This is a genomic window from Bradyrhizobium sp. RDI18, from assembly GCF_043203335.1.
GTDB classification, from domain to species: Bacteria; Pseudomonadota; Alphaproteobacteria; order Rhizobiales; family Xanthobacteraceae; genus Bradyrhizobium; species Bradyrhizobium retamae.
This window is the reverse complement of the sequence record NZ_JBICRN010000008.1, coordinates 4,722,764-4,738,637: the sequence shown is the minus strand read 5'-3', so window position 1 is coordinate 4,738,637 and position 15,874 is coordinate 4,722,764. Positions and strand designations below refer to the sequence as shown.

Sequence of the window (15,874 nt, the reverse complement as noted above, 5' to 3'; positions counted from 1 at the left end):
GCTGCAGAATTTGGTCGCTATCGGGCATAGCGGACATCGAGCAAGCCGCAGCAGAATGCCTTCATCGAGAGCTTCAACGGCCGCCTGCGTGATGAGCTGCTGAACGAAACGCTTTTCAACTCTCTCGCGCATGCCCGAGAGGCCCTGTCGCTCTGGAAAGACCACTACAACACTGTCCGACCGCACAGCGGCCTTGGCAACCTCACGCCGGCCGCTGACGCTGATCGCGGCGCCCCCGACACGCAACGGGACGGGACGCTGCGCTGCACCGGGGGCTCCGCGCCCGTCCCGTTGCTTCACTGAGCCAAATGGGCTCAAATCAATCCGGGACTCTGCTCATTGCGGGATGAAAGAAGGGGCTGCTCGCAATCAGATCAATATACTGGAAAGACGAGCTCGAGAAATGGAAAAGAATTAAAAACATCCTTAGCGGCGCGTCCGGACTGGGAACTAAAGCGGGATCCACGATTGAAATCGTCGGTAAGGAGGCAGGAAGCCATGCTTCGCAAATATGCTCGCCTCAGCATGGTCGGTTTTGTAAGTAGCTGCATCTGGAGCGTCCATGCATCAGCGATCGATGTTTGCGCCAAGTACACTAATGGACGGGAGCGAGCGAGATGTCTTTCAGATGTCGCTATTTGGAAGTGTTCTGATAGCGACACTCAAGACGCTATGTCGACATGCTTTGTCAAACTATTAAAGGGCTTTGAAGAAAAGTATAAGGTCCGTTTGAAAGCTGTAAAGCCTGGTTGTGGTGGTATGCCGGATGATTATTTTGATGGGCGGACGCCACTGGTAACATGTAGCATTTACAATGTGGAAGCCGGGGATCCAGGACCGCAGTGCGTTAGAGTCAGCGAATCTAGCTTACGATGTTGTGATATTACTAAGCTGAACGGAAGGCCTACGCGGCTTAAAACAACCCGGGCACGGGAATCGTTTCAAAAGACCTTTTGCAAAAATATTTCCTGCAAGCTGGGCTCTCGCAACTGTTTTGACTCTTATACAAACGACGGCCCTTCTGTTAAGGTTAAGTTCAAGCCGAATTGATCAGCGCCGCTGAGTGGTCCAGGTTGAATGTTAATTTAAGGCAGGGAGCCAAGTACGCACAAGGGACGCCCTGTGCGCGCCATAGCAGGGCTTACAAGTGCAACTGGAGATTCCGGCAGCAGCTGAATTCCAAAAGCTCGCAAATCAACCGTTCCACCGATCGTGTACAACAGCAAAGCGACGCGCCGCACGGCGAGGACGACCGAAGCTTAATTTGCTTCCGATCAACCATCTTCTCCACAGCGCATGACGACCACTGAGCTCCGCGGCGGTAAGACGCAAGAGTGAACCGTTGTCGCGCGCCCGACGGTGCGACGTTTCTCGTGACCTTCGATTCGCACGCGGTCATCCCGGTGCCTCAGTTCTAGTCTGAATATTTGAACTGCGGCATTGCCTTGAGCTGCTCCTTGGTGCCGCTCATCACGGCGTGATCGGGCATCCAATCGTTCGCATCGCCGCTGCGTGCCGTGCCTGTCGTGGCCGCGCCGGTCGTGGTCTCGCGCTGCGTGCCTGTAGTCGCTCCGGGCGCCGTCGAGCTGGTGCGGACCGGCTCCTCGACGAATTTGAGCTTGTCCATGGAAACGGCGATGTCGTGCTCGCCGACGCCCAGGATGCCGCCGACGCCGATCACGACCGCATTGACCTTGCCCTCCTTGTCGAGAATCAGCTCGTTGATCTCGCCGAGCTTTTCATTGCCGTCATTATAGACGTCGAGGCCCATGAGCTTGGACGCGCGCCAGTTCCCCTTGAGCTCCATCTTTTCCTGCGAGCCGGCCGTCGCGGCGGGGGCGGCGGGCTGAGCCGTTTGCGCGGTCTGCGCATAGGCGGGAGCACTGAAGACGGCGGCGCTCAAAAGAGCCGCGGCTAGGAGTTTCTGCATTTTGTCCTCCTCGGAAAGTCGACGTGTTTCCCTAGAACAGAACGCATGCGCGAACGTTCCACGGCATTCGGGGGAAGTTTCGGCATGACTTGAGGATGCGGTGTGGCGTCGGGTTTCTTCGACTGTGTCGCTCCCCGGGCCACGTGCGAGAGGTCGAATCAGCCGTATGTTGAAGAGGTATGGCCGCAAACAAGGTAACGGCGGTACACGGGGCAGAAAAGCCGCAACTGGAGCCGTCGGCGGGCGGCTCCTTTTTGGTCTTGGATCGACGCGGGAATCCCTTTGCGGGGCCCAAAGCGGGGCGGCCCGGAGGGGCTGGCGATGCCGCGCCTGCTTTGCTATGAAGCGTCCCAAGCACCTGCCTTGCCATGCGGGTCCGCGGTCCCGTAGCTCAGCCGGATAGAGCGACGGTTTCCTAAACCGTAGGTCGGAAGTTCGAGTCTTCCCGGGATCGCCAGCACGCACGACCACAACGCAGCGTGAGTGCTCCTTCGACCGGATAGCGCAACGCCTCGCTAGACGCACGCTTCCAGCAGCGCCTTGAAATCCGCCCGCGCCCGCTGTGCTTCTCGCTTCGCGGTCTCCGACGCCTCGCCGAGGCCGAAATAGCCGTGGATCAGGCCGAGGCCGTCGTAATGGCTGACCGGCACGCCGGCGGCCTTCAGCGCATCGGCGTAGGCCTTGCCTTCGTCGCGGAGCGGATCGAACCACGCGGTGCAGACGATCGCCGGCGCCACGCCTGCAAGGTCCCTGGCGCGGAGCGGCGAGACGCGCCAGTCGGTGCCGTGGGCTTTGTCTTCGAGGTAATGGCCGCAAAACCATTCCATGGTGGCGCGGGTGAGGAAATAGCCTTCTGCGTTCTCGCTGCGCGAGGGGAAGCGGGCGTTTTCGGTCGCGTCCGCGAAATTTCCGGCAACGTCGGTGACGGGATAGACCAGCAACTGCGCTGATAGCCTGATGCCGGCGTCGCGGCAGGCGATCGCGGTGGTGGCGGCCAGATTGCCGCCCGCGCTGTCGCCGGCGACGCCGACGCGCGCGGCATCGCCGCCGAATTCGGCGATGCGGGCGATGACGTCCTGCGTGGCCGTGAAGGCATCCTCGAAGGCGCCGGGAAAGCACACCTCGGGCGGGCGGCGGTAATCGACCGAGACGACGACGGCGCCGGTCTCGATCGCGAGCCAGCGCGCCTGCCGGTCATGGGTTTCGAGATCGCCTGCAACCCAGCCGCCGCCGTGAAAGAACACGACCGTCGGCGATTTTTCGTTCGAGTTCCGATAGACCCGCGCCGCAAGGAATCCGGCCGCGCCTTTCACCTTGATGTCTTCCGTGCTCATCACCGGAGGCGGCGGAACTGCCGCGCGCGAGGCTGCCAATGCGCGGAGCGCATCGCGCGCGCTCTGCGGTGTCATCGTCGCGGGATCGCGCAACGGCAGCAGCGGAATGATCTGGGCGACGACGGGATCAAGCGGCGGAATCATGCGGGCCTCATGCGGAACAGGACGGCAGCATAGGTAACGGGCGCGGCCGCCGCAATTACGGCGTTTTCCAGAGCAGGCCGGAGCCCGCATCCTTCAATTGATAATGATTCCTTCAAGCCGATGTGCGGGCGGCGTCGATAGAATCGTGGTCCGTTTACTTCTGGTTATCCCTAACCGATCGCGCGCTGGGAACGGCCGGGCGCGCCGATCATTACTCCTTCCAGAGGGAGTGGTGCGATGGATCAAATTGCCGGAATGGATCGGGCGCTCGACGAAATGCTCGTGCAACTCGGCGGGATGGTGCTGAAACTGTCCAGCCCGGAAGTGACGCGGACCGCCGACGAGCGGCGTGCACTGGCGCGCTCGGTCAACCAATATTAGCTGTGCGCGGCGCGCTCGGGTGATCCGCGCGTGCACCAGCTCAGGACCGAGCTTGAGGAAACGATCAAGCCGCATTTGCGGCTGGTGGCCAGCCGTTAGATTCCGACGCGGCAGATTCCGACGCGGCGGGCCGGCGCGCAGGTGGCGACGGCCGGGCGAAGCCCGGCCGCGAAGGCGCTCGAATGACTCAGCTCGAATGACTCAGAGCGTCTTGAGGTATTCGATCAGCGCCTTTCGATCGTCGGCCGACAGCGCCGGTCCGATCACGCCCTTGATTTCCTTGTTCTTGTCGTAGTCCTTCCTGAATTCGTGCCCCCTGTTCGAGTTGCCGCGAATGGATGTATCGAATTCGAATCCATTGGCGATCGGGTCGGTCTTGTAACCGAGCTTCACGGGGTCGTATTCGCGGCTGCCGAGATAGAATTTCGTCGGCCGCTTTTCCGGGTCGCCGAGCAGATCGTCGATGGTCGGCACTGAGCCGTTGTGCAGATAGGGTGGCGTCGCCCACACGCCGTTCAGCGGACGGACCTTGTAGGCCAGTTCGCCCCGGAGTTCGTTCGGCATGTAGCCATCCATCCGTTTCCGCTCCGGAGCGCTCACAGGCGGCTTCTGCTGATCGAAGATGGTGTTGACGGTCTTCTCGACGAGTTCGCCGAGTGCGAACGCAAAACCGCTGCTTTTGATTCCGAGGTGGTCGGGAACCGCGACCGTGCGGGCCATCATGTCCGCCGCCTGCGCGGGATCGGTTCCGATGTGCGAGATCGGAACGTTCTCGACCTTGAGGATAGCCTCGCCCGCCTCGTTCTTGGTCCACCAGTCCTTGTTGTTGAAATCGTAGAACGCCTCGCTCGTCACCGGCGGCCGGTGACATTCCTGGCAATGGGTCTTGTAGAGTTCGGCGCCCTTGTCGGCCAGCTTCTGGTCGATCGGCGGCAGGATGTCGCCCGGCCATTTCGGGGATTTCAGGCCCGAGAATCCGTCCTTCGCGTTCGGCGGCTTCTTGCCCTTGATCATCTGCTCCATTTCGTCGAGCGACTTCAGGTCGACGCTCGATTTGTACAGACCCTTTGACGGTTCGGTCAGATTGAGCTCCGCCGATACGCCAAGCGCCTCGCCGGCGTTGCGCACCATCGGCTGCATGATCGAGCCGTTGTACTGCACCCAGTCGAACCACGGCGTGTTCCATATCCGCGGAAAATGCACCGGCGCGGACGAGCCGGCATAGTTCTCCGGCTTCTTCAGGTCGATCGAAAACACCTGGTTGCCGATCCGGTTGAGTGCGTCGAGCCGTCCGTATCCTTCCACGATGCTCTGGGAGGCAACGCGTTCTTCCAGATTCTTGACCTGCTTGTATTGGGCAAGGACCTGGTCGAGCTGGTTCTTCAGCGTCTCGCGGTCGTCGACGGTGGAGTCCGAACCAAGGATGCGCTCGGCGAACCGGTCGAACCGCCCAGGCCAGTAGCGCGTGAGCAACAGCGAGATGCCCATGCCCTGCTTCATCGCGAAGAGGTTGGTGAGCGCCGGGCCGCCGTCGATGACGACGGCGGTGTCCTTGTAGGTGAAGCTGCCGGTGTGGCAGGCCGCGCAGGTCAGGCCGACGCCGGTCATATCCTTCTTGTTGCGCGGGTTCTTCCACGGCGCGCCGGTCGGGTCGAGCATCGGGCCGCCTTTCGCGAATCCGATCGGAAGCGCCTCCTTGCCGGGGATGATGGTGTCCGCAATGAAACCGTAGTGGTCGAGATAGGAGGGGTCGCTGAAGAGGCCGACCTTGGTGAACGGCAGCCACGAAATCGTCGGCTGCTCCAGCGCCATGAACCATTCGTAGGGAAAGCCGAAGGTCCGCGTTCCCTGATCGGCGTGATAGAACCAGCTCAGCTTTTCCTTAGGAATGCCCTGGTCGAGCCAGACGGTTTTCTTCGGTGTCGGATGCTCCACGATCTTGACGTGAAGATCCTGCCAGAGCTTGGCGATGTCGTCCTTGACGGCGGCGTAACCGATGCCGACGACCGCCAGCGCGATCACAATTTTCGCAATCCTTTTGCCCCGCATGGCCTGCCCTCGCTAAAACCGCGCCCGTGGCGCGCAATATCGGTCTGTTATCAAAAAACGCCGCAAGGCGAATCACCCTCGGCGTGCGGTTGAATATGATGCCACCTTATAGTGGCGCCGTAGGTCTGTCCATGAATCCAAATCCTTGAGCCGTGGGATGCGGTCCGCGCCGGTCATTATTCGCCGGGCGTTTTCCAGTATAGAGTCTCCATCATGCAGAAAAGTGTCGGACAGATCACATGACGGCAGAAGCGGCGGAACGCTTGAGACTCGAGAACGACCCCGGCGAGGCCGTTTCGGGGCTATTGGTGCAGCCGCCACATCCCCGTGCCTGTTACGTGTTTGCGCACGGGGCCGGCGCGGGCATGACACACAAGTCGATGGAGACGGTTGCCACAGGCCTTGCCGAGCGCGGCATTGCGACGCTGCGCTATCAGTTTCCCTACATGGAAAAAGGCGGCAAGCGGCCCGATCCGCCTGCGGTTGCGCAAGCAACGGTGCGAGCGGCCGTGGCGGAAGCCGGGCGACGCTTTGCCTCGCTGCCACTGGTCGCGGGCGGCCGATCGTTTGGCGGGCGGATGACGTCGCAGGCGCAGGCGGTTTCGCCGTTGCCGGGCGTTCGCGGGTTGGTGTTTCTCGGTTTTCCGCTGCATCCGGCTGGAAAACCTTCCAGCGAACGGGCTAGGCATCTCGCCGACGTCACAGCCCCGATGCTGTTCTTACAAGGCACGCGCGACGCGCTGGCGGAATTGAGTCTGCTCGAGCCGGTCGTGAAGAGCCTGGGATCGCGCGCGGCGCTGCATTTGCTTGATGGCGCCGATCATTCTTTCCATGTGCTGAAGAGTTCGGGGCGGAACGATCGCGAGGTGATGGACGAGGCGCTGGATGCGTTTGCGGCATGGGTAGACGAGGTCGTGCGTTAATCTCTCCGGTGTCGTCCCTGCGAACGCAGGGGCCCATAACCCCGACTGTGCGTTGTTGAAAGAAGCCGTCTCCCTTCATGCACTTTCCGCTGGCCGCGGCGTATGGGTCCCGGCTCAAGGCCGGGACGACGGGGGAGTTGCGCTGCGCATCATCCTGGCTACGATACGTCATGACAAAAATCCTGATCGTCAACCCGAACACGACTGCTTCGATGACGGAAACGATCGGCGCCGCCGCGCGCTGCAGCCGCTGCAGGCACCGAAATATCCGCTGTGACCTCGGCGATGGGGCCGGTTTCGATCGAAGGCTATTACGACGAGGCGTTTGCCGTGCCCGGCCTGATCCAGGCGCTGATGAATGCACGGGATGCTGACGCTGGCATCATCGCCTGCTTCGACGACACCGGGCTCGATGCGGCCCGCACCGCCGCGCCCTTTCCGGTGGTCGGTATTTGCGAGGCCGCCCTGATAACGGCTGGTCAAATCGCAAAACGCATCGCGATCGTCACCACACTGCCGCGCTCGATCGTGCCGCTCGAAGAACTGGTGCGCCGCTATGGTTTTGCGGAGAGGGTGCAGGTCACCGCTTGCGACGTCGCGGTGCTCGATCTCGAAAAGCCGGGTTCCGGCGCGGAAGCCAAGCTTGAAGCCGAGATTGCCCGTGCGCTCGAGAAGGGCGCCGAGGCGGTCGTGCTCGGCTGTGCGGGCATGGCCGATCTCGCGCAAAAAACTGTCGCGGAAGTTCGGCGTGCCGGTCGTCGACGGTGTGGCGGCAGCGGTCAAGCAGGCCGAGGCGCTGGCTGGTTTGAAGCTGACGACCTCCCGGCGCGGCTCGTATGCGTCGCCGGTCGTTAAAAATTACACCGGAATATTGCAGCCGTTCGCGCCGAAAGCCTCAGGCTAGAGCTTCGGTTCTGATCCAATCGAACCGAAGCCCTAGATTCTTTATTTTGACGCGTTTTCTTTACGCGAACCGGAACCCACTTCGCTCGAAAACGCTATTGTTGCGGCGCGCCGTAGATCTTGTCGCGTAGCCGGCGCATGCCGGCGAGCCAGCGGTCGCGGTTGGAGGCCTTGCGCTGGATGTATTCGGCGACCTGCGGGTGCGACAGGATGAGGAAGCGTTCTTCCGCCATCGCCTCGATCACCATGCGCGCCACCTCCGGTGGCTGCAACACGCCGTCGATCCGCGCGGCGCTGGGGCCGGGCGTTGTCATTCCGGTCTGCACCGATTGCGGGCACAGCACAGAGACGCGGATGCCGCGGTCGCCATACTGAATGGCGAGATGCTCGGCGAGCGCCACCGCGGCGTTCTTGGTGACGCCGTAAGGCATCGAGTTCAGCGACGCCAGAAGGCCCGCGGCGGAAGCAGTGTTGAGGAGATAGCCGGAGCCGCGTGCGAGCATGCCGGGCACCAGCGCGCGGGCCGCGAACACATGGCTCATGACATGGACGCGCCAGCTCACCTCCCAGTCGGCGTCAGACGCGGTCTCCTGGCCCTTGCGCGAGAGCCCGGCGTTGGAGAAGAACACGTCGACCGGGCCATACTTGTCCTCGGCCGCCGCGATCAGTGCCTTGATGTCTTCCTCCAGCCCGACGTCGGCCGTGATCGCCAGCCCGTCGATGTCGCCCGCGACCTTGGCGAGCTTCTCGCGCGAGGTTTTGAGGTCGGCGACCACGACGCCACGCGCGCCGGCCTCCGCATAGGCGCGCGCCACCGCCTCGCCGATGCCGCTCGCGGCTCCCGTGACGACGCAGACCTTGTCTTTGACATGCATGATGCGGTTTCCACTTGCTGTTCTCAAGTCTTGTAGAGCCCCTTGTCGCGCGCCTGTCGGATCGCGAGCGCGGCCATCATGTCGAGCATCGGTGTCGAAAGTCCGGCGGCGCGGGCGAAGGCGGCGGGCGCGCGGACCAAAACGTCGATCTCCATGGCGCGGCCGAGTTCGTAATCCTGCAGGATCGACGGCTTGTGGTCGGGCGCGGGGCCGGATCGCGTCACGCGCTTGACTTGTGGAAAGCAGCGTTGCGCCACGCTGTTGGCCTCGTCGAGCAGGCGCGGCACGATGTCGGCGAGATCAGGATCGTCGCGTACGGCGCGCGCAGTCTGCCCGGTCAGCAAACACAGCACCGACATCGACATGTTGGTCAGGAGTTTGGACCAGATCGTCTCCCTGATCTGCGTGACCTCGGGTGAGTCGATCGAAGCTGCGTTCAGCGCTGCGCGCAGCTTCGCGACGCGCTCGCTGGCGCGGTCGTCGCACTCGCCGATCAGGAGCCGATTGCGCTCGGGCGACAGGTTTGCGACCACGCCCGGCGCGATGACTTCATTCGATGAGAACACCACGCCCCCGACGATGCGCTCTCTCGGGATCGCCGCACGCAGGCGTCCGCCGGGATCGAGGAAGGCCAGATCCGGCACCGGCGGATGGCTTGGCGAGAGCCCGATATCGTACCACCAGGGAATGCCGTTCTGCGCGAACACCACGGCGGTGTCACTGCCGAGCAGCGGCTGCAGCCCGGTGGCGAGGCTGGAGAGGCCTGTCGCTTTCAACGTGCAAATCACGACGTCCTGCCGGCCCAGCGCGGCGGGATCACTGGATGCGCTGACCTTCGCCTCGAACTCGCCATCTCCAACCCGCAGCGTCAGCCCGCTGGCTTTCACGGCATCCAGATGCGCTCCCCGCATCACGCAGGAAACGTCATGTCCTGCCAGTGCGAGCCGCACCGCAAAATGGCTGCCGACCGCGCCCGCACCGAAAACACAAATCCGCATGGATGGAAAATCCTGCTGGGAGGGGAAGGAATGCCGTTGCTAGTTTTCACAAGCCTTGTTCGGGCGCAACCGGCTCGGTTCGACAGGGTGGGTTGCGCGATCGCGCGGCCCCGGCCAGAGGGAACCTTGCTGTTCCACTGGCGTTCATCAACGCGCGTTAGGGTTCGTGACGCAACGATGGTGGGGCGTGCCATGTCAAAACTCGGGCTGGGAATTGCCATCATTGTTCTCGCGACCGCGCTGTCGGCGGCCGGATATGCCGTCGCGAAAGGCGGCCATGGCGGCGGTCGTGGTGGCGGGCATGGACATCATGGCGGCGGTCATGGCCACAAACATTTCGGGGCGCGCCATCATGGCGGCGGCCATTTCCACGGCAGAGCGGCGCGTTTCCGCTCGTTCCACGCTCCTCGCATCAACCGCGCCGCGGCCGGCGGCCGCGCGATGAACGCGCGTGCGCTCGCTCGCAGCACTGCCGTCCTGAGAAATCCCGCCGCCCGCGCCAGCCTGACCGCGGGCGCGGCGCTGGCGGGCTGGCAATATGGCCGGCCCCGGGGCGGTGGCTGGTGGCAGCACGGCAATGGCGGATATGGCTGGGTCGGGCCGCTGTTCTGGCCTTTCGCCTACAACGATATCTACGACTATACGCTGTGGGGACCGGGCGTCGGCGCGCCGTTCTGGCACTATGGCTATGACGACATCTATGCCGGCCTCTTCGGACCCTATGATTACGAAGGCTTGGCCGGCTATTTGCCGCCGCGTGGCTCTTCCGGTGACGACCGGCTGGCGCAATTCTGCGGTGACGACAGCCGTGAAATTGCTGGCCTGCCGATCGACCTGATCGCACAGGTGATCGAGCCCACCGAGACCCAACGCGTGGCGCTCGACGATCTCGCCAATGCGTCGGTGACATCGGCGCAAAAGATCAAGGCGGCGTGCCCGACTTCGATTTCGCTGACAGCGTCTGGCCGGCTCGCTTCGATGCAACAGCGCATCGAGGCGATGATCGCGGGCGTCGCGACCGTGCAGCCGGCGCTCGACAAGTTCTATGCTCTTCTGAATGACGAGCAGAAGGCGCGGCTGAACGCGGTCGCCGAGGAGCAGGAAAGGAAAGCCGAGCGGCGCGGCAGAAGGTCATTGACGCGGGCCTGCGACGTCACGCAATCGTCTAGCCTGCGATGGCCGACCGAGGAGATCGAGGCGCGGCTGCATCCGACGGATGCGCAGCGCGCCAAGCTCACGGCCCTGCAGGACGCGGGCGCCAAAGCCAGCGAGATGCTGAGCGCATCGTGCCGGCCCGAGGAAGCCGCCACGCCGTCCGCGCGGCTTGCGGCGGCAGGCAAGCGGCTCGACGTCATGCTGCAGGCGGTCAAGCAGGTGCGCACCTTCCTCGATGGATTCTATGCGACGTTGAACGACGAGCAGAAGGCCCAGTTCGAGGCGATCGGACCGCGGCGGACGTCCGTTGCCAACAGGGCAGACATGATGCAGCGGCGCAGCCGCCGATAGATCGTCGGCGGTGACAACGCCTGCGATCCCGGCCTATGGTTCGGCATAAACGACATGCCGAACAGAGGGCCGCCGAATGACTGCCGATCCGGTTTTGTGGAATCTCGACGCGCGCGGCGTCGCAACGGTCACGCTCAATCGCCCCGAGGTGAACAACGCCTATGATGGCGGACTGATCGGCGGCGTGCTCGCGGCGATGGATGATCTCGGCAGGAAGCAAAATCTTCGCGTCGTCGTGCTCAAGGGCAATGGCAAGCATTTTCAGGCCGGCGCCGACCTGAAATGGATCAACGGCGTGCGGCCGAAATCGGCCGATGAGAACGAGGCGGTGTCGCGCGCGACGTTCGAGGCCGTGCAGCGGTTGAATACGCTGCCGATCCCGACGGTCGCGCTGGTGCAGGGCGGCTGTTTCGGCGGCGGCACCGGCGTGATCTCGGCCTGCGACGTCGTGATCGCCGCCGACAATGCGCTGTTCTCGATTACCGAAGTGCGCTGGGGCCTGACGGCGGCGATCATCATTCCGCAACTCTGCGACGCCATCGGCGTCCGCCAGGTCCGCCGCTATGCGCTGACCGGCGAACGGTTCGGCGCGGAAGAGGCCCGCCGCATCGGGCTGGTGCATGAGGTGGTGCCACTGGCGGAGCTGGAAATGGCAGGCGCGAAGGTGGTCGAGCAACTGCTCGCCAACGGTCCCGAAGCGCTGGCCGAAACCAAGCGGCTGGCGATGGAGAGCTCGTTCGGCGGCATGGGCGTCGACGACGAGGCCTACGCGCGGCTGGTGAAAATGCACTCGGCGCGGCGTCAGACGGCGGAAGCGTCGGAGGGGCTCGCGTCGTTTGCGGAGAAGCGGGCGGCGAGATGGGGGGCGACGGCAAAATAGCTGTTTCATTACCCATCTGAACAACAGTGGCAGATGCGGAAGAGTTTGCTATATTGGAGCCATGACAGCGAAGGACCTTGAGACGCTCATGGAGCGCGTCCGCCACTGGCCCAAGGAGCGCCAGGAGGACGCGGCGGAAGTCTTGCTTGAAATGGAGCGGCAGGACGCGAGCCGCTATCGTTTGACTGATGCTCAAGCCGAAGAGGTCGCCCGCATCCAGCGCGATATCCGCGAAGGTCGAGGAAAGCTCGCAACCGATGAGCAGATGGCGGCGCTTTGGAAGTCATGCGGCCTGTAAGCTTGCGCTTCACCTCGGAAGCGCGGGAACATATTGCCGCGATTTATAGCTATATCAGAGATCGCAATCCTGCTGCAGCCACGCAGGTGGTCGGCCGCATCCGTTTGGCCGCCGAGCGATTGGCGGAATTTCCGCGCATGGGACATGCCGGTCGTGTACCTGGTACCCATGAGTGGGTAGTACGCGGCTTACCCTATATTATTGTCTATCAAACCGGAACGGCCGATCCTGACGAGGTGCTGATCCTCGGCGTATTCCATGCGGCCCAGGATCGAGAACGTGAATGACGACGCGATCACAGGAGCGCCACAGCTTGCCATCCAAACGCATCGCCATTGCCGGACTGGGCGAGATCGGCCGAACGGTGGCGCGCAAGCTTGCGCAGGGGATGCCGGGCCTTTCGCTCACGGCGATCGCGACGAGGGATCAGGCGAAGGCGCGAGCATGGTTCGATCGCGAACGCATTTCCTGCCCGCTGATCTCGCTCGATGAGCTGCCGGATCATGCCGACCTCGTTGTCGAATGCGCCCCGGCTGAAATTCTCGACCATATCTGCCGGCCGATGCTAACCGCCGGCAAGCAGGTGATGGTGCTGAGCGCCAGCGCACTGTTGCCGCGTCCCGATCTCGTCGATCTGGCCCGGGCGCATGGCGGCCAGATCATCGTGCCGACCGGCGCCTTGATCGGATTTGATGCGGTTTCGGCCGCCGCCGAAGGCATTATCCATTCGGTGCAGATGGTCACGCGCAAGCCGCCCCGAGGTCTCGCCGGCGCGCCTTATCTCGTCGAGAACGGGATCTCCATGGAGGGCCTGACATCCGCGCTGCGTGTCTTCAAGGGCTCGGCGCGCGATGCGGCCGCCGCCTTTCCCGCCAATGTGAACGTGGTGGCGGCGTTGTCGCTGGCCGGCATCGGGCCCGATCGCACGACGATCGAGATCTGGGCCGATCCGGCGGTGACGCGGAACTGCCACCAGATCAGGGTCGAATCCGACTCGGCCTCGTTCACGATGTCGATCGAGAACATCCCCTCGGAAAATCCGAAGACCGGCCGCATCACCGCGCTCTCGGTGATCGCGGCGCTGCGCAAGCTCACTTCGCCGCTGCAGGTCGGAACGTAAGCGCCTCCCGCGTCTTACAGCGCCGGCGAGAGCGCGCGTCTCAAATGCTGCAGCAGCGCCTGCACGGCTGCGGCATTCACCCGCCGCTCGGGAATGGCTGCCTTGACCCACAGTTCGGGAATCACAAAATCCGGCAGCACCGCCTGCAATGTGCCGCTGCGCAGCGCATCGGCCACGAGATAGTGCGAGATCAAGGCAATGCCGTTGCCTGCGATCGCACTTTTCACCAGCACATGGCCTTCGTTTGAGCTCAACAGCGGGCGCACCTGGATGCTGGTTCGGCCACGCGGCCCGTCGAACGTCCATTCTGATCCGGTGGGGAGAAAGCTCAGGCAATGATGATCGACCAGTTCGCGCGGGTGCTGGGGCACGCCATGGGCTGCGAGATAGGCGGGCGAGGCGCATAGCAGCCGCTTGAGCGAGCAGAGCGGCTCGTCAACGACGCCGCCGAAAGAATGCGGGAACGCGCCGATGGCGATATCAAATCCTTCCGTCACCGGATCGACCGGTCGGTCGATCAGCACGATTTCAAGCTTCAGCCGCGGATTTTGCGTCTGGAAGGCGCTGAATGCATCGGCAAGCCGGGCGATTGTGAGCGAGGTGGGGGCCTTGATGCGAAGGTGATCGACGAGGTCGCGATCCTTCTCGCCCATGCGCGCGAGAAGGTCGCTGGCATCGGCCACCACGCCGCGCGCGCGATGCAGATATCGCTGCCCCGCTTCCGTCAATCGCAACTGGCGGGTCGAGCGGCGGAACAGCGCGATGCCGATCTGGTCCTCGAGCTGCGTGACTCGCTTCGACACGACCGAGGTCGAAACATTGAGCTTGCGGGCCGCGGCCGAAAAGCCGCCGGCCTCGGCGGAGGCCAAAAAGGCCTGGAGATTGGTGAGCGTATCCATCCACTTTTCACGATTCGAGAAAGCTGATCGCGCAATTTGCCGGATTGTAGTCCGTTACGTGTCAATTCATAGTGCCGGCAACGAGAAACAGGGACGGAAGGCGACCAGTGTCGGCGAAAACGATCGAAGAACCTGCGCGCCGGGTGCCAGTCTATGGCGAATATGATGTTGCCGTCCTCGGTGGCGGGCCCGCCGGCATCGCGGCCGCCGTGGCCGCTGCGCGCGCAGGCCGCCGCACGCTTCTGATCGAACGCTACGGCTTTCTCGGCGGCATGGGCACCGCCGCCGGAGTGACCAATTTTTGCGGACTGCATGCCAACGTGCATGGCGAGATGCGCCGGGTGGTGCAGGGGATTGCGTCCGACCTGCTCGCGCGGATCGACCGGCTCGATGGGCTCAATGCGCCGCATCTGATCCTCGGCAAGATTTTTGCGCAGGCCTATGACACCGCGGCCTACAAGATCGCGGCCGACGATCTATTGGCCGCGCATAAGGTCGATATCCTCTTTCACGCACTTGGCGCCGGTGTGGTGATGGATGATGAGAAGCGCATCCACGCGCTGATGGTGGAAACCAAGGCGGGGCGTCAGGCGGTGCGCGCGGGCATATTCATCGATTGCTCAGGCGACGGCGATCTCGCGGCCTGGGCGGGCGCACCTTTCGAAGTTGGCGACAATGCCGGCAGTATGCTTTACCCATCGATGATGCTGCGCCTCAACGGCATCGATCCGGAAAGGGCGGGCGAGGCGTGGCGGACGATTCCGGCGCTGATGGAAAAGGCCGAAGCCGCGGGCACGCATCGTTTTCCGCGCAAGTCCGCGATCGTGCGGCCGCAGCGTTCCGGCATCGAGTGGCGGGTGAATTTTACCCAGCTCGCGCGCGAGGACGGCACGGCGGTCAGCGGCATCGACCCCGACCAGATGACACGCGGCGAGATCGAAGGCCGCCGTCAGGCCGTACAGGCGTTCGAATTCCTGCGCACCGTGCCCGGCTTCGAAAAATCCTACATCGTCGACCTGCCGCCGCAGCTCGGCATCCGCGAGACGCGCCGGGTGGTCGGCGGCTATATGCTGTCGGGCGAGGATGTGCTCGGCTGCGCCTCGTTCGAGGATTCCATCGGCGTCAATGGCTGGCCGATGGAGCAGCATGTCGCCGGCGATGTCGTCTTCAAGTTTCCGCCGATCCCGGAATCGCGCGGCTTCAACGAATTGCCGTATCGCATGCTGGTGCCTGAGGGCATAGACAATCTGCTGATGGCCGGGCGCTGCGCCTCGATGACCCATGAGGGCCAGTCGGCGGCGCGGGTCTCCGGCGCCTGCTTTGCGATGGGGGAGGCGGCCGGTCTCGCCGCGGTATTGGCGCTATCAGGCAATACGATTCCGCGCGACATTGCAGTTGAAAAGTTGCAACAGATGCTAAAACAACAGGGCGCGTTCATCGGGCGGGATCAGGCGGTGCCCGAGGGATTATGAAGCCGTGCACTCCGGAGGATGAATATGTTTATGTCGTCCCTGCGAACGCAGGGACCCATACGCCGCGGCCTTGCTTTGGGCAATTGGGTGGACGGCTTTTGCTATTGCCGAGCCCTGTGGTTATGGGTCCCTGCGTTCGCAGGGACGATCCGAGTGGATAGC

The 15,874-nt window shown here is 63.2% G+C and carries 14 protein-coding genes, 1 tRNA gene and 2 pseudogenes; 11 read left to right on the top strand and 6 right to left on the bottom strand.

What is annotated here, in order from left to right; all coding sequences use genetic code 11:
• Positions 1 to 42 precede the first annotated feature (42 nt).
• Positions 43 to 303, top strand: a pseudogene (locus ACFXS9_RS32055) (transposase); the annotation flags it as partial.
• Positions 304 to 1,414: 1,111 nt separating this feature from the next.
• Here the strand turns inward: ACFXS9_RS32055 and ACFXS9_RS32050 are convergent.
• Positions 1,415 to 1,930, bottom strand: coding sequence for a PRC-barrel domain-containing protein (locus ACFXS9_RS32050; RefSeq protein WP_392696020.1), 516 nt, complete (start codon positions 1,928 to 1,930; stop codon positions 1,415 to 1,417).
• 380 nt (positions 1,931 to 2,310) lie between these two features.
• On the opposite strand from ACFXS9_RS32050, the gene ACFXS9_RS32045 reads away from it, so the two are divergent.
• Positions 2,311 to 2,387, top strand: a tRNA-Arg gene (locus tag ACFXS9_RS32045).
• Between the two features lie 58 nt (positions 2,388 to 2,445).
• Here ACFXS9_RS32045 and ACFXS9_RS32040 read toward each other — a convergent pair.
• Complete coding sequence (locus ACFXS9_RS32040) at positions 2,446 to 3,408, bottom strand: alpha/beta hydrolase (RefSeq protein ID WP_392696017.1); 963 nt, start codon at positions 3,406 to 3,408, stop codon at positions 2,446 to 2,448.
• A 237-nt stretch (positions 3,409 to 3,645) separates the two neighbouring features.
• Between ACFXS9_RS32040 and ACFXS9_RS32035 the strand changes: the two genes are divergently transcribed.
• The gene (locus tag ACFXS9_RS32035) at positions 3,646 to 3,789 is read left to right on the top strand and encodes a hypothetical protein (RefSeq protein WP_392696015.1); all 144 of its coding nucleotides are present in this window, start codon (positions 3,646 to 3,648) and stop codon (positions 3,787 to 3,789) included.
• 201 nt (positions 3,790 to 3,990) lie between these two features.
• On the opposite strand, the gene ACFXS9_RS32030 is transcribed toward ACFXS9_RS32035, so the two are convergent.
• Positions 3,991 to 5,838, bottom strand: a complete 1,848-nt coding sequence (locus ACFXS9_RS32030) for a di-heme-cytochrome C peroxidase (protein ID WP_392696012.1) — start codon at positions 5,836 to 5,838, stop codon at positions 3,991 to 3,993.
• A 239-nt stretch (positions 5,839 to 6,077) separates the two neighbouring features.
• On the opposite strand from ACFXS9_RS32030, the gene ACFXS9_RS32025 reads away from it, so the two are divergent.
• Positions 6,078 to 6,761, top strand: a complete 684-nt coding sequence (locus ACFXS9_RS32025; RefSeq protein ID WP_392696009.1) for an alpha/beta family hydrolase — start codon at positions 6,078 to 6,080, stop codon at positions 6,759 to 6,761.
• Between the two features lie 170 nt (positions 6,762 to 6,931).
• A pseudogene (locus ACFXS9_RS32020) lies at positions 6,932 to 7,665 on the top strand (aspartate/glutamate racemase family protein).
• A gap of 94 nt (positions 7,666 to 7,759) precedes the next feature.
• On the opposite strand, the gene ACFXS9_RS32015 reads toward ACFXS9_RS32020, so the two are convergent.
• Both ACFXS9_RS32015 and ACFXS9_RS32010 read right to left on the bottom strand, forming a co-directional pair.
• Positions 7,760 to 8,539 carry an SDR family oxidoreductase gene (locus ACFXS9_RS32015; RefSeq protein WP_392696007.1) on the bottom strand — a complete coding sequence of 260 codons (780 nt, stop codon included), beginning with the start codon at positions 8,537 to 8,539 and terminating at the stop codon, positions 7,760 to 7,762.
• A 23-nt stretch (positions 8,540 to 8,562) separates the two neighbouring features.
• Positions 8,563 to 9,537 carry a ketopantoate reductase family protein gene (locus ACFXS9_RS32010; RefSeq protein ID WP_392696005.1) on the bottom strand — a complete coding sequence of 325 codons (975 nt, stop codon included), beginning with the start codon at positions 9,535 to 9,537 and terminating at the stop codon, positions 8,563 to 8,565.
• A 192-nt stretch (positions 9,538 to 9,729) separates the two neighbouring features.
• Here ACFXS9_RS32010 and ACFXS9_RS32005 point away from each other — a divergent pair, with 192 nt between their 5' ends.
• From ACFXS9_RS32005 to ACFXS9_RS31985, 5 genes are all read left to right on the top strand, one after another.
• Positions 9,730 to 11,043, top strand: a complete 1,314-nt coding sequence (locus ACFXS9_RS32005) for a Spy/CpxP family protein refolding chaperone (RefSeq protein ID WP_392696002.1) — start codon at positions 9,730 to 9,732, stop codon at positions 11,041 to 11,043.
• 76 nt (positions 11,044 to 11,119) lie between these two features.
• Complete coding sequence (locus ACFXS9_RS32000; protein WP_392696000.1) at positions 11,120 to 11,923, top strand: enoyl-CoA hydratase-related protein; 804 nt, start codon at positions 11,120 to 11,122, stop codon at positions 11,921 to 11,923.
• A gap of 88 nt (positions 11,924 to 12,011) precedes the next feature.
• Complete coding sequence (locus tag ACFXS9_RS31995; RefSeq protein ID WP_392695997.1) at positions 12,012 to 12,221, top strand: hypothetical protein; 210 nt, start codon at positions 12,012 to 12,014, stop codon at positions 12,219 to 12,221.
• A gap of 2 nt (positions 12,222 to 12,223) precedes the next feature.
• Positions 12,224 to 12,508: a type II toxin-antitoxin system RelE/ParE family toxin gene (locus ACFXS9_RS31990; RefSeq protein ID WP_392695994.1), complete on the top strand. Its 285-nt coding sequence runs from the start codon at positions 12,224 to 12,226 to the stop codon at positions 12,506 to 12,508.
• Positions 12,505 to 13,341, top strand: a complete 837-nt coding sequence (locus tag ACFXS9_RS31985; protein ID WP_392695991.1) for an aspartate dehydrogenase — start codon at positions 12,505 to 12,507, stop codon at positions 13,339 to 13,341. Before ACFXS9_RS31990 ends, ACFXS9_RS31985 begins: the two co-directional genes overlap by 4 nt.
• Before the next feature lie 14 nt (positions 13,342 to 13,355).
• Here the strand turns inward: ACFXS9_RS31985 and ACFXS9_RS31980 are convergent, their stop codons facing one another.
• A complete protein-coding gene (locus ACFXS9_RS31980; RefSeq protein WP_028347601.1) occupies positions 13,356 to 14,240 on the bottom strand; it encodes a LysR family transcriptional regulator in 885 nt (294 codons plus the stop codon).
• Positions 14,241 to 14,347: 107 nt separating this feature from the next.
• Here ACFXS9_RS31980 and ACFXS9_RS31975 point away from each other — a divergent pair, with 107 nt between their 5' ends.
• Positions 14,348 to 15,712, top strand: a complete 1,365-nt coding sequence (locus tag ACFXS9_RS31975; RefSeq protein ID WP_392695988.1) for an FAD-dependent oxidoreductase — start codon at positions 14,348 to 14,350, stop codon at positions 15,710 to 15,712.
• Positions 15,713 to 15,874: the final 162 nt, after the last annotated feature.